Genomic DNA, 25,612 nt, shown 5'->3' on the forward strand with positions numbered 1-25,612 from the left:
TTCTCCAACCCGCCAAGAAGTTCTAAGATGCGCCATTGTTTTCCGCTTGGCGAATCCGACGATGATACAGATCAGTGCCCTGCCCGCCTTCACCGATAACTACATCTGGTTGTTACAAGATCAGCACCTCCAACGTTGCGCGGTGGTCGATCCGGGTGATGCGGCGCCGGTGGTGGCCTGGCTGCAACAGCACCCCGGCTGGGTCCTCAGCGACATCCTGATCACTCATCACCACCACGATCACGTCGGCGGCGTGGAGCAGCTCAAGCAGTTGAGCGGCGCCACGGTCTACGGCCCGGCCCGGGAAAACATCCCCGGGCGCGACGTGGCGCTCGATGACCAAGACCGGGTCAGCGTACTCGGCTGCGAATTTCAGGTCATGAGCGTGCCCGGGCACACCCTGGGGCATATCGCCTATTACCACGACGGCCTGCTGTTCTGCGGCGATACGCTGTTCGCCGCCGGCTGCGGACGGCTGTTCGAAGGCACCCCGGAGCAGATGCATCAGTCCCTCGCCAGCCTGGCCGCGCTGCCGGCCGAGACCCGGGTGTACTGCACCCATGAGTACACCCTGAGCAACCTCAAGTTCGCCCAGGCCGTGGAGCCGCATAACCCGGACATCGCCGAGCGCCTGGCGACGGTCATCCAACTGCGCGAGGACGGGCGCATGACCCTGCCCTCGACCCTGGCCCTGGAAAAACTCACCAACCCTTTTCTACGCACCGCGGAAACATCCGTTAAACAAAAAGCTGACGAACGGAATGGCCGGGATAACCCGTCGCAGAGTGCGGTTTTTGCGGCCTTGAGGGCATGGAAAGATAAGTTCTAAGACCCCTGCTGCTTGGTACAAAAATTCTGAATGGTTGACCGAACCTCGGGCGGTTCCTAGAATCGCCCGACATTTTTGCCCGGAACTTACTTCCAGCCAATGTCGTCATCTATTCGTAAAACCATCAATTCAGACGCATTGACGCGATTGGCTCAAGCTATCGCGGTGGCTGTGTCCGCCACCCTGGCGGGCTGCCAAAGCACCAGCCACGTCCCCCAGACCGAAGCCAGCCATACCCAGAATTTCAACGCCCGGATCAAGCAGAAGCCGATCTGGCTCAGTGAAAAACCCAGCCCGCAAGTACCCCAGGATGTCTGGGAACGCATGCGCCAGGGCTTCCAGTTGCAGGACGGCCTGGGCGTCAACCCTCGCATCGAACAACAGCGCCTGTGGTTTGCCAGTAACCCATCGTTCCTGGAAAACGCCGGCGAGCGCGGCAGCCTCTACATCCACTACATCGTCGAGCGCCTTGAAGAACGCAACATGCCGCTGGAACTGGCCCTGCTGCCCGTGATTGAAAGCGCCTACAACCCCATGGCCTATTCCCGGGCCGATGCGGTGGGCTTGTGGCAGTTCATTCCTTCCACCGGTCGCTACTTCAACCTGCGCCAGACCCGTTTCTACGATGGCCGGCGCGATATCACCGCCTCGACCACCGCGGCCATGGACTACCTGACCCGCCTGCACGACATGTTCAACGGCGACTGGCTGCTGGCCCTGGCGGCCTACAACGCCGGCGAAGGCACGGTCAGCCGGGCCATCGAGCGCAATGAAAAACTCGGCCTGCCCACCGATTACTGGAACCTGCCGCTGCCGGCAGAAACCCAGGCCTACGTGCCCAAGCTGCTGGCCCTGTCTCAGGTGGTGCTGTCCCCCGAGGCGTACGGGGTCAACCTCAACCCGATCGCCAACGAACCGTACTTCCAGGTGGTCGAGATCAACCAGCGCATGGACCTGTCCAAGGTCGCGGCGGTGGCCAATATCGACGAGGACGAACTGTTCCAGCTCAACCCGGCATTCAAGCAGCGCACCACCATCGACGGCCCGCAACACCTGCTGGTGCCAACGTCCAAGGCGCAGTTGCTGACCACCAGCCTGTCGACCATGCGTCCTGAAGAGCTGATCAGCCAGCGTCCGCTCAAGCCGGTGTTCGAAGGCGCAACCCGCGCCGAGATCGCGGGCGTCAAGCGCACCTATCGGGTCAAGCGCGGCGACAACCTGGGCACCATCGCCAAGGCCAACAAGGTCGAGGTCAAGGACCTGCAACGCTGGAACCAGCTGACCGGCAAGAACCTCAAGGTCGGTCAGACCCTGGTCATGCAGGACAAGACCCGGCGTACTTCAGGCCGCACCACCACGGTGGTCGCAGCCAACAACAAGAAGTCGACCCAGTACAAGGTCAAGCAAGGCGACTCGCTGTACATGGTCGCCAAGCGCTTCAACGTCGAGATGCAGCACCTCAAGCGCTGGAACCCGCGCGCCGGCCAGGCCCTCAAGCCTGGGCAGATGCTGACGGTTTACCTGCCGCACTGATAGATGACGCTCAAAGGGCTTGCGCTGAGCAGGAAGACTGCTGTGGCGAGGGAGCTTGCTCCCGCTCCAGTGCGCAGCGCTGGCAAGCCTTTCCCCCTGACCTCATCTGTCTGAGGCTGCACGGCGCTCATGGCGACCAGCGCAGCCTCGTGCCTCGGCAGCGGCTACAGCAGCCCGCGCGAGCAGGTTCCCCGGCAACAGAAAGCCTCACCCGCCCCATCCCCCTGTCCAAGCCTTAGAAAGCCCGCTACAACGGCCTTTTTCCTGCTGATACAAGCTGTTACTGTACCGAGCACAAAGCCCAAGCCGCCTGGATCGGATCTCTGACTTGATGCGTCCCCTCCTCCTGCTCCTAATCAGTCTGGCCTTGAGCTTTCCCGCAAGCGCAACGATCACCGAAAGTCATGGTTATGCGCAGTTCGGCACGCTCAAGTACCCGGCCAAATTCACCCATTACGATTGGGTAAACCCCGCAGCGCCCAAAGGCGGCACCTTGCGGGTCATGGCCTTTGGCACCTTCGACACCCTCAACCCCTACACCTTCAAGGGCACCAGCCCGGTCACCACCCCCAACTTCCTGCAATACGGGGTCAACGAGCTGAATGAGCCGTTGATGGTCGGCACCGGCCTGTATGCCCCTTCCGGCGACGAACCCACTTCCAGCTACGGCCTGATCGCGCGCTCCATCGAATACAGCGAGGACCGCAGCTGGGTGGTGTTCAACCTGCGGCCCGAAGCGCGCTTCCACGACGGCACGCCCATCACCGCCCGGGACGTGGCGTTTTCCTACCGGGTCCTGCTCAAGGAAGGCCATCCGCAATACCGCACCAACCTGCAGGAAGTGCAACGGGTCGACATCCTCGGCCCGCTGCGGATCCGCTTTGTGTTCAAGCGCGCCGGCAACCCCTTGCTGATCCTGCGCATGGGCGAGCTGCCGGTGCTGCCCCAGCACTACTGGAGGGGTCGGGACTTCAAGGCCACCACCTTCGAGCCGCCCCTGGGCAGCGGGCCGTATCGCATCACCCGGGTCCAGCCCGGCCGCCAACTGGTGTTCGAGCGGGTCAAGGACTACTGGGGCGAGAACCTGCCGGTGAACCGGGGCTTCAATAACTTCGACCGGGTCGAAGTCGAGTTCTACCGCGACAGCGACGTGGCCTTCGAAGCCTTCAAGGCCGGCGAGTTCGACATCTACATCGAGCACCAGGCCAAGAACTGGGCCAACGGCTACAACTTTCCGGCAGTCAATCGCGGCGATGTGATCAAGGCCCAGGTTGCGCACCAGATTCCGACCCAGACCCAGGGCCTGTTCATGAACACCCGGCGTGCCACCTTCGCCGAGGTCAAGGTGCGCGAAGCCCTGGGGCTGATGTTCGACTTCGAATGGACCAACCGCACCCTGTTCAGCGGCGCCTACAAGCGCGCCACGAGCTACTACCCCAACAGCGAGTTCTCGGCCAGCGGCCTGCCGGTCGGCCATGAGTGGCTGATGCTTTCGCCGTACCGCGAGCAATTGCCGGCCAAGCTCTTCACCCAGCCCTTCAGCCTGCCCCAGACCGACGGCCGCGGCATTCCCCGGGATACCCTGCGCCGCGCCCTGAACCTGCTCGGCGAAGCCGGCTGGAAGCTCAATGGCCAGCGCCTGGTCAACAGCCAGGGCCAGCCGCTGCGGTTCGAGTTGCTGCTGGTCAATCCGAACCTGGAGCGGATCCTGCAGCCCTATATCGAGAACCTCGCCAGCATCGGCATCGATGCACGCCTGCGCACGGTGGATCGGGCGCAGTACAAGCAGCGCCTGGACCAGTTCGATTTCGACATGATCCTCATGACCCTCAACCAGACCCTGAGCCCCGGCCTTGAGCAATGGCAGTACTTCCATTCGAGCCAGGTCGGGGTCAAGGGCAGCAAGAACTACGCGGGCATCGCCAATCCAATCGTCGATCACCTGCTGGAACAACTGCTCGCCGCCCAGACCCGCGACGAACAACTGGCCGCCGGCCGGGCCCTGGATCGGGTGCTGCTGTGGCAGCACTACATCATTCCCAACTGGTACCTCAATTATCATCGCCTGGCGTACCGCAACCGGTTCGCCTTCGTCACCACGCCGCCCTACCAATTGGGCCTGAGCGCGTGGTGGCTGAAGTCTTCGGAGAAAGCCCAATGATGACCATGCGCGCACTGCTGCAGGCCAGCGGCCTGTTGCTCTCGACCCTGGCCTGCCTGGCCCAGGCCGCCCCGCAACACGCCCTGACCCTGTACAGCGAACCGCCGAAATACCCCGCCGACTTCAAGCACTTCGACTTCGTCAACCCGGATGCGCCCAAGGGCGGCACCTTCCGCGAAGCCGGCTTCGGCGCGTTCGACAGCCTCAACCCGTTTATCAACAAAGGCGTGCCGGCGGACAATATCGGCCTGATCTACGACACCCTGATGCGCCAGAGCCTGGATGAGCCCTTCACCGAGTACGGGTTGATCGCCGGCAAGATCGAAAAAGCCCCGGACAACAGCTGGGTGCGCTTCTACCTGCGCCCTGAGGCGCGCTTCCATGACGGCCATCCGGTACGTGCCGAGGACGTGGTGTTCACCTTCCAGACCCTGATCAAATCCGGCGCGCCGCTGTACCGGGGCTATTACGCCGACGTCGCCGAAGTGGTGGCCGAGGACCCGCTGCGGGTGCTGTTCAAGTTCAAGCACAACAACAACCGCGAGTTGCCGCTGATCCTCGGCCAGTTGCCCGTCCTGCCCAAGCACTGGTGGGAAAATCGCGATTTCGCCAAGGGCAAGCTGGAGATCCCCCTGGGCAGCGGCCCGTACAAGGTGTCCGAGGTCAAGGCCGGGCGTTCGATCCGCTACGAGCGGGTCAAGGATTACTGGGGCAAGGACCTGCCGATCAACCGGGGGTTCTACAACTTCGATGTCATGGCCACCGACTATTACCGCGACAACACCGTGGCCCTGGAGGCGCTCAAGGCCGGGCAATTCGACTTCTGGCTGGAGATGAGCGCGAAGAACTGGGCCACCGCCTACAACACCCCCGCCGTCGCCGCCGGCCGGCTGATCAAGGAGCAGATCGCCAACGGCAACCCCACCGGCATGCAGGGCTTTGTCTACAACATCCGCCGCCCGGTGTTCCAGGACGTGCGGGTGCGTCAGGCCCTGAGCCTGCTGCTGGACTTCGAATGGACCAACAAGCAGCTGTTCAACGGCGCCTACACCCGCACCCGCAGCTACTTTGAAAACTCCGAGATGGCGGCCACCGGCCTGCCCGATGCCGAAGAGCTGAAAGTCCTCGGCCCGCTGCGCAGCAAGCTGCCGGCCCAGGTCTTCAGCGAAGCCTTCGAGCCGTCGGTGTGCGACGGCAGCGGCATGATCCGCGCCCAGCAACGCCAGGCTTACCAGCTGCTGCAGGAAGCCGGCTGGCGTATCGTCGACGACAAGATGGTCGACGCCCAGGGCAAGCCGGTGGTGATCGAATTCCTGCTGGCACAGACCGAGTTCGAACGGGTGCTGCTGCCGTTCAAGCGCAACCTCAGCGACCTGGGGATTGACCTGGTGATCCGCCGGGTCGACGTTTCCCAGTACATCACCCGCCTGCGCTCGCGGGATTTCGACATGGTGGTCGGCAGCTTCCCCCAGTCCAACTCGCCGGGTAACGAGCAGCGCGAGTTCTGGCAATCCTCCAGCGCCGACAAGCCGGGCAGCCGCAATTTCATCGGCCTCAAGGACCCGACCATCGACGCCCTGGTCGAAGACCTGATCAACGCCGACTCGCGACAGAGCCTGGTGGCCCATGCCCGCGCCCTGGACCGGGTGTTGCAATGGGGCTACTACGTGATCCCCAACTGGCACATCAAGACCTGGCGCGTGGCCTACTGGGACCATATCGGCCACCCCAAGGTCTCGCCCAAGTACGACATCGGCACCGCCACCTGGTGGATCAAGCCCGACGCCAAGCCCGCCGTGACCTCAAGCAGCCAGGACCCGGCCCAACCGGCCGGCGTGGAGCAATAAGATGCTGGCCTACATTGTTCGTCGACTGCTGCTGATCATCCCCACCCTGCTGGGTATCCTGCTGATCAACTTCGTCATCATCCAGGCCGCGCCCGGCGGGCCGGTGGAGCAGATGATCGCCAAGCTCGAAGGTTTCGAAGGCGCCACCAGCCGCATTGCCGGCGGCGGCGCCGAAGTCTCGGTGGCCGGTTCCAGCTACCGCGGCGCCCAGGGCCTGGACCCGGCCCTGGTCAAGGAAATCGAGAAGATGTACGGCTTCGACAAGTCGGCGCCGGAACGCCTGTGGATCATGATCAAGAACTACGCGACCCTGGATTTCGGCGACAGCTTCTTTCGCGATGCCAAGGTGGTGGACCTGATCAAGGAAAAGATGCCGGTGTCCATCTCCCTCGGGCTCTGGAGCACTTTGATCATGTACCTGGTGTCGATCCCCCTGGGGATCGCCAAGGCCACCCGCCACGGCAGTCACTTCGATGTCTGGACCAGCTCAGCGATCATCGTCGGCTACGCGATCCCGGCGTTCCTGTTCGCCATCCTGCTGATCGTGGTGTTCGCCGGCGGCAGTTACTTCGACTGGTTTCCCTTGCGCGGGCTGACCTCCAACAATTTCGACCAGTTGAGCTGGGGCGGCAAGATCCTCGACTACTTCTGGCACCTGGCCCTGCCGGTGACGGCCCTGGTGATCGGCAACTTCGCGACCATGACCCTGCTCACCAAAAACAGCTTCCTCGACGAGATCAACAAGCAGTACGTAATCACCGCCAAGGCCAAGGGCCTGACCCAGCGCAAAGTGCTGTACGGCCATGTGTTCCGCAACGCCATGCTGCTGGTGATCGCCGGCTTCCCCTCGGCCTTTATCGGGATTTTCTTCACCGGTTCGTTGCTGGTGGAAGTGATCTTCTCCCTCGACGGCCTGGGCCTGATGAGTTTTGAAGCGGCGATCAACCGCGATTACCCGGTGGTGTTCGGCACCCTGTTCATCTTCACCCTGCTGGGGCTGGTGGTGAAACTGATCGGCGACCTCACCTACACCCTGGTCGATCCGCGCATCGACTTCGAAAGCCGGGAGCATTGAGATGAAACTGTCCCCCCTCAATCGTCGGCGCTTCGAGCGTTTCAAGGCCAACAAGCGTGGCTGGTGGTCGCTGTGGCTGTTCCTGATCCTGTTTGGCGCGAGCCTGGGCGCCGAGCTGATCGCCAACGACAAGCCGCTGGTGGTGCATTACGACGACAGCTGGTACTTCCCGGCGCTCAAGCGCTACCCGGAAACCACCTTTGGCGGTGAATTTCCCCTGGAAGCCAACTACAAGAGCCCGTATATCCGCGAGCTGCTGGCGGCCAAGGACGCCTGGGTGCTCTGGGCGCCCATCCCGTTCAGCTACCAGAGCATCAACTACGACCTGCGGGTCCCGGCCCCGGCGCCGCCCTCGGCGGACAACCTGCTGGGCACCGATGACCAGGGCCGCGATGTGCTGGCCCGGGTGATCTACGGCTTCCGGATTTCGGTGCTGTTCGCCCTGACCCTGACCGTGCTCAGTTCCATCATCGGCGTGATCGCCGGCGCCCTGCAGGGCTTCTACGGCGGCTGGGTCGACCTGGTGGGGCAGCGTTTCCTGGAGATCTGGTCCGGGCTGCCGGTGCTGTACCTGCTGATCATCCTTGCCAGTTTCGTGCAGCCCAACTTCTGGTGGCTGCTGGGGATCATGCTGCTGTTTTCCTGGATGAGCCTGGTGGACGTGGTGCGCGCCGAGTTCCTGCGCGGGCGCAACCTGGAATACGTGCGCGCGGCCAGGGCCCTGGGGATGCAGAACGGCGCGATCATGTTCCGCCATATCCTGCCCAACGCCATGGTCTCGACCATGACCTTCATGCCGTTCATCCTCACCGGTGCCATCGGCACCCTGACCGCCCTCGACTTCCTCGGCTTCGGCCTGCCCCCGGGCGCACCGTCCCTGGGCGAGCTGGTGGCCCAGGGCAAATCCAACCTGCAGGCTCCGTGGCTGGGCATCAGTGCCTTTGCCGTGCTGGCGATCATGCTCAGCCTGCTGGTGTTTATCGGCGAGTCCGCTCGCGACGCCTTCGACCCGAGGAAATGAGATGAATCAGGACAATCTGATCGAAGTCCGCGACCTCGCCGTCGAATTTGTGGTCGGCGAGCAACAGCAACGGGTGGTCGAAGGCATCAGCTTCGACATCAAGCGCGGCGAAACCCTGGCCCTGGTGGGCGAAAGCGGCTCCGGCAAGTCGGTGACCGCGCACTCGATCCTGCGCCTGCTGCCCTACCCCCTGGCGCGCCACCCCTCCGGCACCATCACTTATTCCGGCCAGGACCTGCTGACCCTGAAAGAGAAGACCCTCCGCCATATCCGCGGCAACCGGATCGCGATGATCTTCCAGGAGCCCATGACCTCCCTCAACCCGCTGCACAGCATCGAGAAGCAGATCAATGAAGTGCTCGGCCTGCACAAGGGCCTGAGCGGCAAAGTCGCGACCCGACGCACCCTGGAACTGCTGGAGCTGGTGGGCATCCCTGAACCGCACAAGCGGCTCAAGGCCCTGCCCCACGAGCTTTCCGGCGGCCAGCGGCAGCGGGTGATGATCGCCATGGCCCTGGCCAACGAGCCGGAGCTGCTGATCGCCGACGAGCCGACCACCGCGCTGGACGTCACCGTGCAGTTGAAGATCCTCGAACTGCTCAAGGAATTGCAGGCCCGCCTGGGCATGGCGTTGCTGCTGATCAGCCACGACTTGAACCTGGTGCGGCGCATCGCCCACCGGGTGTGCGTGATGCAGCGCGGGCGGATTGTCGAGCAGGCGTCGTGCGCCGAGCTGTTCCGCTCGCCGCAGCACCCTTACACCCAGGAGTTGCTGGCGGCGGAACCCAGCGGCATCCCGGCCGGCAACGAAGTCGGGCCGCCACTGCTGGAGGTCGACGACCTGAAAGTCTGGTTCCCGATCAAGAAAGGCTTTCTGCGCAGCACCGTGGACTACGTCAAGGCCGTGGACGGCATCAATTTCAGCCTGCCCCAGGGCCAGACCCTGGGCATCGTCGGCGAAAGCGGCTCGGGCAAATCGACCCTGGGCCTGGCCATCCTGCGGCTGATCGGCAGCAAGGGTGGGATTCGCTTCGAAGGCCAGGCGCTGGACAGCCTGTCGCAGCAACAGGTGCGCCCGCTGCGTCGGGAAATGCAGGTGGTGTTCCAGGACCCGTTCGGCAGCCTCAGCCCGCGCATGAGCGTCAGCCAGATCGTTGGCGAAGGCCTGCGCATCCACAAGATCGGCACCGAGGCCGAGCAGGAACAGGCAATCATCGACGCCCTCAAGGAAGTCGGCCTCGACCCCGAGACCCGCAATCGCTACCCCCACGAGTTCTCCGGCGGCCAGCGCCAGCGCATCGCCATTGCCCGGGCCCTGGTGCTCAAGCCACGGCTGATCCTCCTCGACGAACCGACCTCGGCCCTGGACCGCACCGTGCAACGCCAGGTGGTGGAGCTGCTGCGCAAGCTGCAAAGCAAGTACAACCTGACCTACCTGTTCATCAGCCACGACCTCGCAGTGGTCAAGGCCCTGAGTCATCAACTGATGGTGATCAAGCACGGCCAGGTGGTGGAACAGGGCGACGCCAGGGACATCTTCGCCGCGCCGCAACACCCCTACACCCGGCAGTTGCTGGAAGCCGCGTTTCTGGTGCCCGAGGGAGCCGAATAAGGCCCTGCCCTCGCCACAGCGTTGAGGGAAACCCGTTAATGGGTAGCGCAATGCTGCCCTTGTGTGGCGAGGGCGCTTGCTCCCGCTGGCCCGCGCAGCGGGCCCAATCCCTACCACCTCGACGCATCTGACCCGACGCAGTGCCCCCCCCCTTGCAACCGCTAAGCGGCCGAACGCGAGCTTGCTCCCTCGCCCCTGGGTGGCTATTCACCTAGCGCCGAGGCTGCCCAACACAAAACAACGCCACTGCCGCCTCGCTGCCCGTGAGGCCCAGGGTGGCGTTCATCGACAGGTCATCGAAGCCCATCACCACCACCGCGCCCAATCCGACGGCCGTCACGGCCAGGTACATGTTCTGGGTCACCGCGCCGGCCTCGAAATCCACGTAGCGCGCACCCCGGAGACCATCGGCCTGCTGCTCGGCAAAATGCCGGATCGCCAACTCGCGGTCAGCGATGATCACCACCACGGCGGCGGCCTGCTCCAGCCAGGTTTCATCGCCCAGGGCCGCGGCGTTGAGGCTGCCCGGGCTCAACGCCGGGCCGACCTGATGCAGGGTGGCCGAGGCAGTGTCGAAGTCGTGGACACCGGGGGCGAGGCCCTCCACGCGCCGGGCAATCACCCGCAGGCGCAGAGGGTGCAAGGCATGCGCCGAAGGTGCGCCGCGCTTGCCGTCGGGCGAGGTGTGGCCCTGGCCGGCCAGCAGGATCGAGTTCAGCTGTGCCAGGGTCAGGCCCTGGTCACTGAAATCGCGCTGGCTGCGTCGGTTCGACAACAGGCTGTGCAGCAGGTCACTGGCGCGGGCATCCATGGGGCGTCTTCCAGGCTGAAAAAGAGCCTGACGTTAACAGCTTCGCCAAGGCCCTGATCAAGGTTTTTTGCGCAGTGCCTGCTTGTGCACGTACATCGCCTTGTCCGCCTCGGCCAGCAGGTCTTCGACGCTCTGCTGGCTCTCGGGGTCGTACTCCACCAGGCCGACGCTGAAGCGCAAGTCGTAGCCGCGCTGCAGGGTCGTGTTGCGCTCGTCGAGGATCTCTTGCAGGCGGGCCATGATCGCCGAGGTCTCGATATGGTTGGAACCGGTCAGCAGCGCCACGAACTCGTCGCCACCCAGGCGGCCGATCACGTCGCTTTCGCGAAAGGCGATGCGCAGCACATCGGCGAAAGTCTTGAGTGCCATGTCACCTTCGGCATGACCGTAGGTGTCGTTGATCTGTTTGAAGTCGTTGAGGTCAAAAAACAGCAGGGTCGCGGGTTTGGCCAGGCGCTGGCATGCCGCCAGGCCATAGCGGGCCAGGGCCACGAAACCACGGCGGTTGGACAGCAGGGTCAGCTCATCCATGCTCGCCATCTGCACCGCTGCCAGTTCCTGCTCGGCCATGCGTCCCAGGTCGCGCAGGAGCCCGCGCTCCTCGTCGTCGAGATCCCTTGGCTTGACGTCGATCAGGCACAGGGTACCGAGCTTGCTGCCATCGGCCACGGTCAGCGGACAGCCGGCGTAGAAGCGAATCCCCGGCTCGCCGACCACCAGTGGGTTGTCATGGAAACGGTCGTCGAGCTCGGCATCGCTGACCAAAAGGATCTGCTCGCCGAGAATCGCATGCCCGCAGAATGAGATATCCCGCGAGGTTTCGCTGGCCTCCAGGCCCATGCAGGACTTGAACCACTGGCGCTCGCTGTCCACCAGGCTGACCAGAGCAATGGGCACGCCGAACAGGCGCTTGGCCAGGCGGGTCAGCCGGTCGAAACGCTCTTCGGCCTCGGTATCGAGCAGCTTCAATGCATGTAGGGTCTTCACCCGCGCAGCTTCATTGGCGGGCTTGGCTGGGGACAACATCGCGAACTCCATTGGGCGGCTAACTTTTTTGCTTAGCGTAGACCACCGCCCCTTTTCACTCCCGACCGTTTTACCGATCCGCCGCCGACGTCCGCCCTCCAGGCACCTCAAGGCTCAAAGCCTGGGCTTGAGCAGCAACCCGCTGTAACTCAGCAGAAACAAAGCCAGGGCCGCGCACCACAAGGCCGCTGACAACCCCAGCGCCCAGCCGTTGAACGGCACCAGCAGCACCCGACACAAGGCCGCCAGCAGCATCAGGCCAAAGCCGATCACCACCGTTATCGGCGCGCGCAGGGGGCGCCCGGTATGCCCCAGGCTGACTCGGGCGATCATCGCCAGCACCAGACCGCCCAACCCACCCACCGCCAGGGCATGGCTGGCCAGGCTTTGGTACGGCAATACACCGAGGTGCCAGAGCCCCATCGCCAGCGCCGCCAGGGCCAGCCAGGCATAGGCCAGGTACAGCGACCACAACAGCGGCACGCGCCACAGGCCGCGGTCATGCCAACGCCACAGCCGCCGCACGTGCAAGACCAGGAGCAAACCATAGGGCAGCACCAGCCAGGGCGTCGGCAACTCACCCAGGCCCAGGCCGATGGACAGCGCCAGCAGCAACGTGGTGATCAACAGCAGGCGCGTGGTCCAGGGGCGATCCGCCGGGCTGTTCGGGCGGTTCAGGCCGCGCTGGATAAAGAACGGAATCACCCGCCCGCCAATCACACTGAGCAGCGCCGCCACCAGCCACAGGGCCGCCAGCACTCCGCGCCGCTGATAGGCCAGGTCATTCTCGGCGATGCCCCACAGGGTCAGGCCCTGGCACAGCGCCAACAGCCCCAGCACCGCGACGATCGGGTAATTGTCGCGTTTGCCGGCGGCCACCAGTTCACGGCCCAGGACCCACGCCAGCAGCGGTAAAAACAGCCCTTGCAGCCCGAGCAGCAGCGGAGCCGGCAACGGCAGCCACCACGCCAGGCGCGCCACCAGCCAGACCAGCCACAGCCCGAACAACGGCCCGCCGCTGATGCCGGGGCGCCCGGTCCAGTTCGGCACCGCGGTCAGCAGAAAACCGGCAATGATCGCCGTGGCGAAACCAAAGGGCATCTCGTGTCGATGCCAGGCCAGCATCCCGCCCACCGGCTGCACGCCGGGCAAACGCCCGTACAGCCACATCCCCCAGAGCGCCAGGGCGATACAGCCGAAGCCGGCCCCGGCGAGAAAAAACGGGCGAAAGCCCAGGCTCCACAGCGGCCGACCGGTCCAGCTCAGGTAAGACTTACGCCATGACACAGGCTGCACTCCCCTGCTCTGCGTACAACCGGCGCTGAGCCAGTAAACGCATGACATAACCGACCTTGAGCAAGGTCGGCCCGAGAATCACCAGGGTGTGCAGGGACACCAATGCGCCAATCGGCGCCGGCCCCGAATAGAAATAGGCGCCATACACGCCCACCGCCAATAACAACGCGCCCAGGGCCAGCACCTTGCTCGACAGTTGCAGGACCTGCTGCGGTGAACTGAAGTCACGGATCATCATGGATACTCCTCGACAGCGCTTCGGATATAGCCTTGTAGTATCAGTATTCATGCCAACCAATAACGCCTTTAAATTCAGCCAGATAAAATCATTCGAGTCATAATGACATCTGATTTTCGCAGTCTTTATGACTACCTACGCAGTCATAATGACCCATAAAGGCAGGCTGCCTTTTTCTGCGCCAAAGGCGTAGATTTGCCCGATTCGTGCCCACCCCCTTGGGCGCCGTCCCCTCTTGCACACAAGGATGTCTCCTGGTGGCTAACCGTCCCGCTCCCGTCAGTGCCGAAAAAAGCCTGGGCCGCCTGTTGCTGGAGCTGCTGTGGCAATTGCTGGCACTGCTGCTGCCGATCTTTTTCGTCACCCTGCTGCCGCCGCCCCTGGCGTTGCTGGTGGTCGCCAGCTGCGCACTGCTGGCCTGGCTCAGCGCGCGCCTGGGCTGGAGCACCCTGGCCCGGGGCTGGATCCGTCTGCTGATCAGCGCGGTGTTCGGCCTGGGGTTCAGCCTGGGCCGGGCGCTGCCGGCGTACTGGGACATTGCCGCGGCGTTTGTCAGCATCGTTGCCGGGATGGCGGCTATCAGCAGTCTGGAGCGGCGCCTGGGCCTGGCCCGCGTCACCCAGGGCGACGACGGCGGCTCCGGCCCCAGCGCCTGGGGCGGCAACGAACCGCAAGTGACCCCGGAAGGCGAGCCGATCCGGGTGTTCAACCAGGGTGAAATCGCCATGGGCGGCCCGACCTATTGCGACTACCTGTTCCCCGATGGTGTGCTGCTGGAGGGCCTGGGCGCCTCGGCGCGCTTCAGCGAGGACGGGCGCTACTTCGCAGCCCCAGTGCCGTCGCGCCAGAACTGGGGGCTGGTGATACTCGACCGCCAGCAGCGCCGGGTCTATCACTGCGCCCACAGTGAGTTCTGGGAACTCGATCGCTTCGATGCAGCGGGCCTCGGCGGTCGCTACAGCCCGCTGGTGGACAACGGCACGCGCCAGGACCCGCTGCAAGATTTGCTGCAGGGCGCGCGGGCGGTGGACCTGGTGCCGATCGCCGACCTGTGGCTCGAGCCCGGCGCCTGGCAGCAGGCCGTGGCCCGGGTCGGGCTGGAGGAACACAGCCCCGAGGGCAAGCACTGCCTGACGGGGCAGATTGCCCTGCCTGACAGCCTGCGCATGTTGGAGCAACCCCTGGAGCCATTGCGCAGCCCCCGCTATCACCTGAGCCTCGACGGCCAGCCTTCCGGCCTGCTGCTCGGGGCCGACAGCCCGCGGGTGTGGAGCGCGACCGGCGACGAGTTTGCCTGCCTGGCCGATGACCCGGCCAGCGACACCCGCGGCTATTGGCTATGGCAACTCGACCGGGGCTGGCGGGCGCTGCCCGAGCCCTGGCAGGCGAGCCCGCAGGAGCCGTCCTTCTACTGGTACAGCCTGCCGGCCCTGGACCATCAGCACCTGCGCTTCGACGCCTACCTCGACTGCGCCCAGCCGGACTACGGGACCTACGGCTACCAACTGCAGAGCATCCACGGCGACACCCAGACTCAGGTCGGCCATGACGCCCTGGGCCGGGTCCAGGTCGCCGACCTGCCCCTGGCGCGGATCCGCCTGGTGCTGCCGCTGGACAGCCAGGGCCAGCGCGGCAGCGCCCAGATCGAATCCCAGCCCTTGCTCGACGAGGTGCGGGCTCGCTTCAGTTGGCTCAGCGACAACCCGGACGGCCTCGGCGGCTACCAGTGCCAGATCGGCTGCTGGAGCCTGCCGGGCAGTTGGCTGCTCGACCACCGGGTATCCACCTGCCAGCGCTACCTGGCCCTGCTGCCCTTTACCCAGGCCCCAGCGGTGGCCGGCCAGGTGCTGGTGGCGGATGTGCAACAGCGTCGGCTGATCCCAGGTCCGCCCATGCTCGCGGCGCGAATCCTCGATTTTCGCGATGCCCGCCTGAGCCTGGCGCTGATTGCCGGACGCCTTGACCAGTCGCTGCACAGCCACCCGTTACAGCGCTGCAACCAGCCGGCAGGCCCTGCCGAAACCGCCACGTCGTTCTGCCGTTACCGCGAGGACTCACGCCTGTACTACCAGGTCGCGACCTTGCAGATCGAAGCTGGACACCTGCGGCGCCTGCCGGACTGGCGCCGGGTGCAGCGCCCGCAAGCCGCGGTGGCCGACGGCGATTTCATCCAGCCCAGCCCTGGCGGGGAGGATGCCGCCTGGCTGTTCGGCTGCCAGACCGAGTACGCCGACAGCTGGCTGCGGCCGAGCATGCCGCGCCTCGGCGGGCACCTGCTGACGGCCTCGGGTTGCGCGCTGAAGGACCTGGCGCCGTCGATGATCTGGTCCGGGGACGGGCGCTACCTGGCACTGACCCGCCTGTTGAGCGAGACCCAGGGACGCGATCAAAACGGCCGGGGCTGGCAGTTGCTGCTGCTCGATGTGCGCGAGCGCAGCCTGCGCATCGCGGCGCAGCCGTTGCACAACCGGCCGCAGTTCGAAGCATTTGTCGGCGACCGCCTGAGTGTTCGCCTGTTTGAACGGGACTGGCAGCCCGAGCGCGATAGCGATTCCGGCCACCTGCTGAAGCTCGACCTGGCCCAGTTGCTGAGCCTGCCCGCCGAGCCGCTGATCGAGCATCACGGCCTGTGGCTGCGCGCCGCCGATCAGGCCGACCTGGAGGCCTGGCAAGCGTTGCCGCGCCCGGACTGCATCGACTTTACCGGCCCCGCCGCCCGGCGCTGAGGCCGCTTCCTCAGCCTTCGGTCAACGGTCGGCGCGTGGCCTGCACGCGCTGCGCAGTGTCGATCACAAATTGGGGGATCTGCGCCGCCGGCAAGGCCTTGCTGAAGTACCAGCCCTGGATGATCAGCTCCGAGCTGGACTGTAGAAAGTCCAGTTGCTCGCGGGTTTCGACGCCTTCGACCACCACTCCCAGGTCCAGGGTCTCGCAGAACCGCAACAGGCCATTGAGCACCTGGGCGCCCTTGGCTTCGTGCTGGGCGAGGACAAAACTGCGGTCGATCTTGATGCTGTCCACGGCAAACTGATGCAGGTAACTCAAGGCGGAAAAGCCGGTGCCAAAATCGTCGATATAAAACCGAGCACCCATGGCATGCAGCTTGCCGATCAGGCGCTGGGTGATCAGCACATCGCCCACCAGCGCATCTTCGGTGACCTCCACCGAGACCCGGCCCTGGGCCCGGGCGAGGATTTCCAGGAGGCGTTCGCTGTGCTCGGCGGAGGCCAGGGTCGCGCCGGAAATATTGATCGTGATCGGCAGTTCGAAACCGCTTTTCTGCCAACTCAGGTGCTGGCGCACCGCCTGAGAGGCGACCCAGAAGTCCACATCCGCCATCAGCTTGGCCTGGCCCAGCCACTGCAACAGTTCCCAGGGCGACTGCTCGCTGCCGCCGCGATCCCGCGCCCGCAGCAACGCCTCGCAGCCGGTGCAGAGCCCCGTGCGCTGGGACACCTGGGGCTGGTACTCGAGGTGGAACTCGTACTCGCTGAGCTGCTGCACCCGGGAGAACGCATGGGCGCGCAGGGCCGCGGCCTTATAGGAGGCCACCACCGGATCGAGTTCGAACAGACGGCCCTTTTCTTCCAGGCCGTGAAAGGTGGTGTCGAAGGTCCTCAGGTAGACCTTGGCGTTCTCCGCGCTCTGGCGCTGAATCGCGCGTACATAGGGCACATAAATCACGGTGCCCAGGCCCAGCAGCACCACCTGCAGCAACACCGCGCCCCAGTCGCCCTGAGTGCTCAGATAGGCATTGAGCAGCACCGGTGCAGTGAACGGCACCGTGGCCACCGACGGCGCCACCCAGCCCAGTTGCACCGCGCCCAGCGCCAGGGTGGCGTTGACCATCGGCACCAGCACAAAAGGCACCAGCAGGCGTGGATTGAGGATGATCGGCAAGCCGAACAGCAACAGTTCGTTGACGTTGAACAGCGACAGCGGCAGGCTCGCCACCGCCAGCAGGCGCATCGACTGATTGCGCGAAAACAGCAGGATGGCCAGCACCAGGGCCAGCGATCCGCCCGAGCCCCCGATAAAGGCGAAGCAGCCCAACAGGCCGCTGTTGAGGGCGAAGCGCACCGGTTGCCCGGCGGCCAGGTCGCTGGCATTCATCGCCACGGCCTGGTCCATCACGTCGAACAGCGGCTGCATGGCGTAAGAGCCGTGAATCCCGAAAAACCACAGGATCGAATTGGCCGAGGTCAGCAAGGCCGCACTGCGGTAGGGGCTGTCCAGCGAGCCGAGACTCATGGGCTGCTGCATGTAGGCGATCTGCGGAATCTGCAGCAGCAATTGCAGCACGCACACCAGCAGCAGCACGGTCACCGCTCCCGGCAGCACCATATTGATGGTGCCCTTGAGGTTGTAGCCCACCAGGTCTTCGTGCACCAGGCGGGTCCAGCGCCGACGGTGCAGCCAGGCAATGATCGGCACCGTGACCAGGGGCGAGGCGATGGCGATGAACAGGACGAAGGTCGCCGCCGCCAACGGGTAATCACGCAACAGGTAGCTGGCGATCACCACATGGGCCAGGCACAGCAGGGCCACGGGCAATTGCGGCAAGCGGTAGCGGATGGCCAACATGTAGCCGATGGACGTTGCCACCAGCAGCGGCAGCACCGAGTTGATCTGGGTGTGCAGGCCGGCGAACATCTCCGACACCTGCACCGGCAGGCCCAGGGCGCGGGCACATTGGGCCAGGATCAGAAAACTGGCCGAGACCAGCAGGCAAGGCAGCAACCACAACAACCCTTCACGAATCGCCCGCAACGACTCGGCGCCCGCCAGGGCCGCCAGGCGATGGGTGAAGAACAGCCTGAACAGGGTTTTCGGCATCTGGTTACCCCTCCCTTGCAACACCCGGACAAGCGCTGGCCTGCTCGAAAGCTGCCGAGAGTGAAGCTAACACTGAAGAAACACCGACCCGCAAGGGCTATTTTCCTCGTGGCTCAGGGCTGCTTGACGTAGGTCCCGCGCAAGTCGCGGTACTCGTAGTTGCCCGACATCAGCAGCGCGCCCTTGAGCAACTGCAAGCGGTAGCCGCGCCGGGTTTGCGGGTCCCAGACTATAGCCAGGTTGCTGGCGGTCAGCGGCACCCTTTGCTGCATCAGCAGCGGCGCCACGCCGGGCCGTTCAAGGCGCATGCTCACACCGACACTGCCCAGGGCATGGGGCTCGGTGCCGGGTACCAGGGTCAGGATCAACTCGGCGCTGCGCTGCTCGGCAGCGTCACGCATCAGGTAGCGTCCGCCGCGCTGCTCATCGGCCACCGGCCCGAGCTTGTCCTCGGCGACCTTGCCAGGGGTTTCCTGCAGCATCCCGTTAAAGCGCTTCGCGCCCTGGACCCAGACCGCCTCACGCTTGCCCTGCGGGTTGTTTTCGGTCTGCACATACCAGGTGCCGGTGATCTCGCCATGGCGGCCGGACTCCACCAGGGTCACGCTGCCGGTCTCATAGTCGCCCCCCACCAGAAGGATCGGCTGGCCGCTGCCGCCTCTGGGATAACGCACTTCGCCCACCAGCACTTCGCCCTGGCGCTGCCACCAGAGCTCGACCGGGATCTTGCCCTCGAGGGTGCCCCTGAACACTTGCGGCGGCTCGCTGACCGGGCTCTCGAGTCGTGAATGCTCCTGCCACTGACCGTCGACCAGGGCACGGTAGGTGACGTTGAAATAACCCCGGGGCATGAAGCCCTCCTCGGGCGCTGGGGTGTAGCCCTGCTCGATCCGCTCCTCGACCATCAGCGGCAGGTTGTTTTCCACTTTCCAGCTGGCGTCCTGATGCCAGCAGCAGCCGCTTTTGGACCAGGTGTGCAGGCGCTGGGCCTGGCGATCGGTGTCGAACATGCCCAACTGCCCATTACGGGTCAGGTCGGAAAACGCCGGGCTCAGTTGCAGGCGCCGGGTGCTGGGGTCGAACAGGTAGACATCGTAGGACGGCCCGCCATAACCGCCCTCGCTGCCATTGCGCAGGGCCAGGTCCTGTTCGCCATCAAAGTTGAAGTCATCGAAAAACAACGCGCTCTGGTCGCCGTACATCGGCGCCTGCCCGGTGGACAGGCTGCCGTCCTGCCTGAGGGTGGCATAAGCGGCAGGCGATTCCAGGGTTTGCAGGAGTTCGCCACTGGTTTTGTCACGCAGGCTGACGGTGGCCGGCGCCGATTCGTAGCTGTCGGCCGGGGGCTGGGCAAAGCGCAGTTCGACGCGGTATTTCTGCGCCGGGTCAGTCAACTGATACACCAGCGGCTCGGCGGCGGCCGCGGTGGCCAGCAGCAGACCGGCAACCACCAGCACGGGGCGGATAGACATGGGGAGCGGCATCCTTGCAAAACAATCGGGGGCGCGCAGTTTAACGGCAAGCACCGGTTACTGAAACGCACCCGATGCAAAAGCAAACCAATATCATTTGCACCGGACTGACCCTTTTGCTTAAATCGCGATCAATTCCTATTTGCACCCAAGGCGCCCCCACGCCGGATGGACATCGTGCTTTCACCCCTGCCCCCCGATACCGCCCTGGTCCAGACCCTCTACAGCACCCACCATCGCTGGCTGTACGAGTTGCTGCGCCGTCGCCTGAGCAACGCCTGCGACGCCGCCGACCTGGCCCACGACATTTTCGTCCGGGTGCTCAAGCGCCCGCCGGTGCTGGCCTGCGTGGTGCACCAGCGTTCGTACCTGGCAACCATTGCCCGTGGCCTGTGCATCGATCACTGGCGCCGCCGGCAACTGGAACAGGCCTGGTTGCAGGCCCTTGCCGCGCGCCCCGAGCCACTGCAACCGTCGCCGGAGCAGCGGGCGATTATCATCGAGACCCTGTACGAAGTGGATGCCATGCTCGCGCGCCTGCCGCAGCGGGTCAGCGCCGCCTTTGTCCTCGCGCAACTGCACGGCATGCCCTACAAGGCCATCGCCGTGGAGATCGGCGTCAGCGAACGCATGGTCAAGAAATACCTGGCCCAGGCCCTGATGCACTGCGCGATACTCGAAGCCGAGCTCGACGGCCTGCTGGTGCAATGACCCATGGCCAATGAAGCCAGGCGCGGCACCCTCAGCCACGCCAGCCTGCAACAGGCCGCGCAATGGTTCGTGCAGCTGCACGATCCGCAGGCCACCGAGCACGAGCGCCAGCGCTGGCAGCAGTGGATCGAACAGAACCCGGAACACCAGCAGGCCTGGTGTTACGTGGAGCGGGTCAGCCAGCGTTTTGCGCCACTGCAGGTCGCCGGCGAACAACAGGCCGCCAGCCAGGCCCTGCGCCACGGCGCCCGCGCGGGGCTGTCACGCCGGCAGAGTATGCGTGGCCTGCTCTTGCTCGGCGGCGCCAGCCTGCTGGGCTGGGGCACCTGGCGCGGCACCGCGCTGCCCGATGCCCTGAGCCGCTGGAGTTCGGACTACGCCACCGGCATCGGCGAAACCCGCGAAGCGCTGCTCAGCGACGGCAGCCGGATCTGGCTCAATGCCTTGAGCGCCCTGGACGTGCGCTACGACCCGCAGCAACGCCTGCTGCGCCTGCACCTGGGTGAAGTGCTGATCGACACCGCCCGGGATGCGCTGCAACGGCCCTTCCTGGTGCACAGCGAACACGGGCAGATGCGCGCACTCGGTACGCGCTTCAGCGTGCGCCGGGAGCCGCAACGCACCCTGCTCAATGTGTATGCCGGGGCGGTCGAGGTGCGCACCGCCGACGGTGGCCAGGTGCAGGTGGTCGAGGCCGGCCGGCAACTGGCCTTCGACCGCTACAGCCTGGGCCCGAGTCAGCACGCCAGCGCCGCCCGCGAAGCCTGGAGCCGAGGCCTGCTGCTGGCCGACAACCTGGCCCTGGGGCAACTGGTGCAGGAGCTTGGGCATTACCGCAGCGGGCACCTGGGCTGCGATCCGGGCATTGCGCACCTGTCGGTGATGGGCTCGTTCCCGCTGCACGACAGCGACCAGGCCCTGCGTCTGCTGGAGGCCGCGCTGCCGGTCCGGGTCCGGCGCCTGGCGCCCTGGTGGGTCAGCCTCGAAGCCAGGGCATGAGCCCCTGAAGATTTTTTTTGACCTGCGGTTCCCTTTTCGATGTTTGCTTCGGTTAACCCCTTAGCAGCACTCACATTGCCGATCGAATTGATCCAAAGGGACCCCCATGCCGTCACCCACCACCCTGCGTTTGCGCTTCCCGTTGCGCCCCCTGGCCCTGGCCATCCCCGCCGCCCTGCTGTGCCTGGCCCCCCTGCCGGCCCAGGCCGCCGAGGCCCCCGCCAGTGAACACCAGACCCGCGCCTTCAACATTGCCCCGGGGTCGCTGGTGACGGCACTCAACAGCTTCTGCGAACAGGCCGGGATCTTCCTCGCCGGGCAGAACGAGCTGGCACAGGGCAAGCGCAGCGCCGGGCTCAGCGGCAACTACAGCGTCGCTGAAGGCTTGCAGCGCCTGCTCCAGGGCTCCGGCCTGCAAGCACAGCCCCTGAGCAGCGGCGGCTATGTGCTGCAGAGCCTGCCCGAGGGCAGTGGGCGCGTGGAACTGGGGACCACCACTGTCTCGGCCCTGGGCCTGGGCGCCACCACCGAGGGCACCCAGTCCTACACCACCGGCGCCACGTCGTCGGCCACCGGCCTGGCCCTGTCCCTGCGCGAAACGCCGCAGTCGGTGACCGTGATCACCCGCCAGCAAATGGATGACCAGGGCGCCACCAGCATTGCCGACACACTGCGTCGCGCCCCCGGGGTCAGCGTGCAGAACTACGACAGCGAGCGCTGGGAGTTCTCGACCCGGGGCATGCCCATCACCAACTTCCAGTACGACGGGGTCAACTCGACCTACGACGGGGTCTACGACTACGGCACCACCAGCACCGATATGGCGACCTTCGACCGGGTCGAAATCATCAAGGGCGCCAGCGGCCTGATGACCGGCTCGGGCGACCCATCGGCCACGGTCAACCTGATCCGCAAACGCCCGACCCGGGACTTCAAGGCCTCGGTCACCGGTACCGTCGGCTCCTGGGACAACTACCGCAGCGAGGGCGATATCTCCGGCCCGCTGACCGAAAGCGGCAACGTGCGCGGGCGCTTTGTCGGGGTCTATCAGGAACGCCAATCCAACCTCGACCACTACCAGAACACCAAGGACATCGCCTACGGCATCCTGGAAATGGACCTGACCCCCGACACCCTGCTGACCTTCGGCATGGACCAGCAGAACACCCGCTCTCGCGGTGCCAGCTGGACCGGCTTCCCGATGTACAACAGCGACGGCTCGCGCACCCGTTTCTCGCGCTCCTTCAACCCCGGCACCGACTGGAGCCGCCGCGACTTCCAGACCCAGACCCTGTTCGCGTCCCTGGAACAGAAGCTGGCCAACGACTGGAAACTCAAAGTCAGCTACGACCGCAAGCACCGCGAGCACGACACCCTGCTCGGCTCGGCCAGCGGCGGCAACCCGGATGCGGCCACCGGTGACGGCATGTTCATGTACATGGGCAAGTTCGTCGGTGACCAAACCCAGGACAATATCGACATCAACCTCAGCGGCCCCTTCACCCTGCTCGGCCGCGAACATGAGCTGATCGCCGGTTTCACCTCGATGAACGCGCGCCAGAACGACCCGGTCTACGGTTCGGTGTACCCGCTGCTCGGCAGCAGCATTTACGACTGGAACGGCAAGTTCGCCAAGCCGGATATTCCCCGCGCCGGTAGCGACAAGATCAGCAAACGCCAGACCGGCGCCTACCTCGCCACCCGGCTGAAACCCACCGACGACCTGTCGCTGATCCTGGGCGGGCGGGTCAGTGACTTCAAAGCCTCGGACTTCACCGACTTCGACGACCCGGCCCAGGCCGACATGCGCACCGGCTACCACCAGACCGGGGTAGTGACGCCTTACGCGGGTGTGGTCTATGCCCTAAACGACACGTACTCGGTGTACACCAGCTACACCAATATCTATCAACCGCAAATGAGCAAGGACGCCAGCGGGCAGGTCCTCGACCCCATCGAAGGCGACAGCTACGAGGCCGGGATCAAGGCCGAGTACCTGGACGGCCGGGTCAATGCCAGCTTCGCCGTGTTCAGGATCGAGCAGGACAACGTGGCGCAGATCGTCAGCGGCTTCGGCACCGACGCCATCTACCGCGCCGCCGAGGGCGCCACCACCAAGGGCTTCGAACTGGAACTGGCCGGCGAGCTGCTGGAAGGTTGGAACCTCAGCGCCGGCTACAGCTATAACCACACCCGCGACGTCAACAACGACTATGTCTATGGCTCGGTCCTGCGCAGCACCGCGCCGCAGCAGGTGGCCCGGGCGTTCAGCAGCTACCGGCTGCCCGGCGCCCTGCAGAAACTCACCATCGGCGGCGGCGTCAACTGGCAGAGCGAGTTCTACGGCAATGTGCTCCAGCCCGACCCAAACGACACGGTCAACGGCGGCCATGACTCACGCCTTACCCAGGACGGCTACTTCCTGGTCGACGCCATGGCCCGCTACCAGTTCAACCAGCACCTGAGCTCGACCCTCAACGTGAAGAACCTCTTCGACAAGAAGTACTACACCGGCATTGGCAACTTCAGCACCGGCTTCTATGGCGAACCCCGCAGCCTGCAACTGACCACCAAATGGGATTTCTGACCTGACCTGTAGCCGCTGCCGAGCCTGCGAAGCTCGGCAGCGGCTACAGGTTTGAAAACACTTGATCCGGCCGGGCCGGCGCCTGACACTCGTTCACCCCGGCCCGCCCCAAGGAAGCCCCGCGATGAAGCCGTCAGGCGCCCAGCACTTCGACCAGGCACCCCATTTCTGGCGCGATGCAGCCTTGCCTTTTATCGAGGCCCGGGCCATCGCCGATGGCCGCAAGGCCTGCTATGCCCGGCACTCCCACGAACAATTCTCCTTAGGCACCATCACCGCCGGGCACAGCACCTACGTGCATGAGCACCGCACCTTTCACGTCAGCACCGGTAACGTGGTGCTGATCAACCCAGGCGTGGTGCACGCCTGCAACCCGATCGAGGACCAGCCCTGGTCGTACCGCATGCTGTATGTCGACACCCCTTGGCTGACGGCCTTGCAGCAACAGACAGGGTTCAGCCAGGGCCCGGGTTTCCAGCCCTATTCCACGCCGTTGAGCAACGACCCGCAGCTGTTTGCCCGGGTCAACCAGCTCTATGCCGTGCTGTTGGATGAACAGCTGTCGAGCCTGGACAAACAGCAGCAGGTCGCGGATTTTTTCCGCACCTTGCACCAGCACCTCGAGCCCGGTTGCGCGCCGCTGCCCGAGCCCAGGCACAAGCTGGAACGCGCCGCCGACTACATCCGCGACAACTGTACCCGCGCCCTGAAAATGCACGATATCTGCCAGGCCGCGGAGCTGTCGGCGTCTTACCTGAACCGTGCGTTCAAGCAGCACTACGGCATGACGCCCCACGCCTTCCTGGTCAACCAGCGGGTGCAACTCGCCTGCCTGCGGCTGCGCCAGGGCGCGGCGATCGCCGAAGTGGCCGCCGAAGCCGGCTTTGCCGATCAGGCCCACCTGCAACGCGCGTTCAAGCAGCACCTGTCGGCGACGCCCGGGCAGTACCGCGCCTGACTCAGGGCAGCAGCAGGTAGCCGGCACTCAGCACCAGCAATGCAGCCATGCTGCGGTTGAAACGGCGCACGCCCCCGGGATGTTCCAGGTACTGGCGCAAGAAGGTGCCGGCGTAGGCCCAGCAGGCCACCGACAGGTAGCAGATCACCAGGTACACCGCCGCAAACAGCCACACCAGCCGAGCCTCGCCATTGGCGGCAAAGGCCCCCATCCCGGCCACGCAGGCCAGCCAGGCCTTGGGATTGAGCCACTGCATCAGCGCGCCATACAGCATCGACGGCGCCCGACCGTTGCCCTGGGTGTCGATCTGGCCACTGTCCCGCGCCAGCTTGTAGGCCATGAACAGCAAAAAGCCCACGCCAAACAGCTGGATCCCCCGGGTCAGCCACGGCCAGCGCAACAACAGCTCATGCAGCCCCAGGCCGATCAGCACCAGCAACAGAATGAAGCCCAGGGTCGCGCCGGTCACATGCCGCAGGCTGGCCCGCAAACCGAACCGGGCACCTGCACTCAAGGCCACGATATTCACCGGGCCGGGGGTAATCGAACAGGCCAGGGCAAAGGCCGCCATGGAAAATATAACGCTCATCACCTACCTTC

The 25,612-nt window shown here is 64.9% G+C and carries 19 protein-coding genes; 12 read left to right on the top strand and 7 right to left on the bottom strand.

Features of this window, described 5'->3' with window-relative positions:
- Positions 1-61 precede the first annotated feature (61 nt).
- From gloB to AC19YX_RS02545, 7 genes are all read left to right on the top strand, one after another.
- A complete protein-coding gene (gloB, locus tag AC19YX_RS02515) occupies positions 62-829 on the top strand; it encodes a hydroxyacylglutathione hydrolase (protein ID WP_078471295.1) in 768 nt (255 codons plus the stop codon).
- A 99-nt stretch (positions 830-928) separates the two neighbouring features.
- Entirely contained in the window at positions 929-2,362 is a 1,434-nt protein-coding gene (locus tag AC19YX_RS02520) for a transglycosylase SLT domain-containing protein (protein ID WP_078471296.1), read from the top strand.
- Between the two features lie 331 nt (positions 2,363-2,693).
- On the top strand, positions 2,694-4,523 hold the full coding sequence (locus AC19YX_RS02525; protein ID WP_078471297.1) for an extracellular solute-binding protein: 1,830 nt from the start codon (positions 2,694-2,696) through the stop codon (positions 4,521-4,523).
- The gene (locus AC19YX_RS02530) at positions 4,520-6,370 is read left to right on the top strand and encodes an extracellular solute-binding protein (RefSeq protein ID WP_500605589.1); all 1,851 of its coding nucleotides are present in this window, start codon (positions 4,520-4,522) and stop codon (positions 6,368-6,370) included. Before AC19YX_RS02525 ends, AC19YX_RS02530 begins: the two co-directional genes overlap by 4 nt.
- Position 6,371: 1 nt before the next feature.
- On the top strand, positions 6,372-7,445 hold the full coding sequence (locus tag AC19YX_RS02535) for a microcin C ABC transporter permease YejB (RefSeq protein WP_078471299.1): 1,074 nt from the start codon (positions 6,372-6,374) through the stop codon (positions 7,443-7,445).
- Between the two features lies 1 nt (position 7,446).
- Positions 7,447-8,466 (top strand): ABC transporter permease, encoded by a 1,020-nt coding sequence (locus AC19YX_RS02540; protein WP_020296098.1) that lies wholly within the window; start codon positions 7,447-7,449, stop codon positions 8,464-8,466.
- Between the two features lies 1 nt (position 8,467).
- Positions 8,468-10,078 carry an ABC transporter ATP-binding protein gene (locus AC19YX_RS02545; RefSeq protein WP_500605590.1) on the top strand — a complete coding sequence of 537 codons (1,611 nt, stop codon included), beginning with the start codon at positions 8,468-8,470 and terminating at the stop codon, positions 10,076-10,078.
- A 211-nt stretch (positions 10,079-10,289) separates the two neighbouring features.
- Here the strand turns inward: AC19YX_RS02545 and AC19YX_RS02550 are convergent, their stop codons facing one another.
- From AC19YX_RS02550 to AC19YX_RS02565, 4 genes are all read right to left on the bottom strand, one after another.
- A complete protein-coding gene (locus AC19YX_RS02550) occupies positions 10,290-10,889 on the bottom strand; it encodes a SagB/ThcOx family dehydrogenase (protein ID WP_500605591.1) in 600 nt (199 codons plus the stop codon).
- A 57-nt stretch (positions 10,890-10,946) separates the two neighbouring features.
- Positions 10,947-11,915, bottom strand: a complete 969-nt coding sequence (locus AC19YX_RS02555; RefSeq protein ID WP_500605592.1) for a GGDEF domain-containing protein — start codon at positions 11,913-11,915, stop codon at positions 10,947-10,949.
- 114 nt (positions 11,916-12,029) lie between these two features.
- Entirely contained in the window at positions 12,030-13,202 is a 1,173-nt protein-coding gene (locus AC19YX_RS02560) for an NnrS family protein (RefSeq protein ID WP_500605593.1), read from the bottom strand.
- Positions 13,189-13,446 carry a transmembrane sensor/regulator PpyR gene (locus AC19YX_RS02565; protein WP_201132166.1) on the bottom strand — a complete coding sequence of 86 codons (258 nt, stop codon included), beginning with the start codon at positions 13,444-13,446 and terminating at the stop codon, positions 13,189-13,191. The genes AC19YX_RS02560 and AC19YX_RS02565 overlap by 14 nt, the downstream gene beginning before the upstream one ends.
- A 260-nt stretch (positions 13,447-13,706) precedes the next feature.
- On the opposite strand from AC19YX_RS02565, the gene AC19YX_RS02570 reads away from it, so the two are divergent.
- Positions 13,707-16,175 carry a hypothetical protein gene (locus AC19YX_RS02570; RefSeq protein ID WP_500605594.1) on the top strand — a complete coding sequence of 823 codons (2,469 nt, stop codon included), beginning with the start codon at positions 13,707-13,709 and terminating at the stop codon, positions 16,173-16,175.
- A 10-nt stretch (positions 16,176-16,185) separates the two neighbouring features.
- Here AC19YX_RS02570 and AC19YX_RS02575 read toward each other — a convergent pair whose 3' ends face one another.
- Entirely contained in the window at positions 16,186-18,285 is a 2,100-nt protein-coding gene (locus tag AC19YX_RS02575; protein ID WP_421547018.1) for an EAL domain-containing protein, read from the bottom strand.
- A 113-nt stretch (positions 18,286-18,398) separates the two neighbouring features.
- Complete coding sequence (locus AC19YX_RS02580) at positions 18,399-19,757, bottom strand: XAC2610-related protein (protein ID WP_500605595.1); 1,359 nt, start codon at positions 19,755-19,757, stop codon at positions 18,399-18,401.
- Positions 19,758-19,925: 168 nt separating this feature from the next.
- On the opposite strand from AC19YX_RS02580, the gene AC19YX_RS02585 reads away from it, so the two are divergent.
- The 4 genes from AC19YX_RS02585 to AC19YX_RS02600 all read left to right on the top strand — a co-directional run bounded on the left by AC19YX_RS02585 (position 19,926) and on the right by AC19YX_RS02600 (position 25,012).
- Positions 19,926-20,468: a sigma-70 family RNA polymerase sigma factor gene (locus AC19YX_RS02585; protein ID WP_500605596.1), complete on the top strand. Its 543-nt coding sequence runs from the start codon at positions 19,926-19,928 to the stop codon at positions 20,466-20,468.
- Between the two features lie 3 nt (positions 20,469-20,471).
- Positions 20,472-21,467, top strand: a complete 996-nt coding sequence (locus AC19YX_RS02590; protein WP_500605597.1) for a FecR domain-containing protein — start codon at positions 20,472-20,474, stop codon at positions 21,465-21,467.
- A gap of 106 nt (positions 21,468-21,573) precedes the next feature.
- Entirely contained in the window at positions 21,574-24,054 is a 2,481-nt protein-coding gene (locus AC19YX_RS02595) for a TonB-dependent siderophore receptor (protein WP_500605598.1), read from the top strand.
- A gap of 124 nt (positions 24,055-24,178) precedes the next feature.
- On the top strand, positions 24,179-25,012 hold the full coding sequence (locus AC19YX_RS02600; protein WP_500605599.1) for an AraC family ligand binding domain-containing protein: 834 nt from the start codon (positions 24,179-24,181) through the stop codon (positions 25,010-25,012).
- A 1-nt stretch (position 25,013) separates the two neighbouring features.
- Here the strand turns inward: AC19YX_RS02600 and AC19YX_RS02605 are convergent, their stop codons facing one another.
- Entirely contained in the window at positions 25,014-25,601 is a 588-nt protein-coding gene (locus tag AC19YX_RS02605) for a LysE family translocator (RefSeq protein ID WP_078471311.1), read from the bottom strand.
- Between the last annotated feature and the right edge of the window lie 11 nt (positions 25,602-25,612).

This window comes from Pseudomonas sp. MF09150, assembly GCF_059862355.1.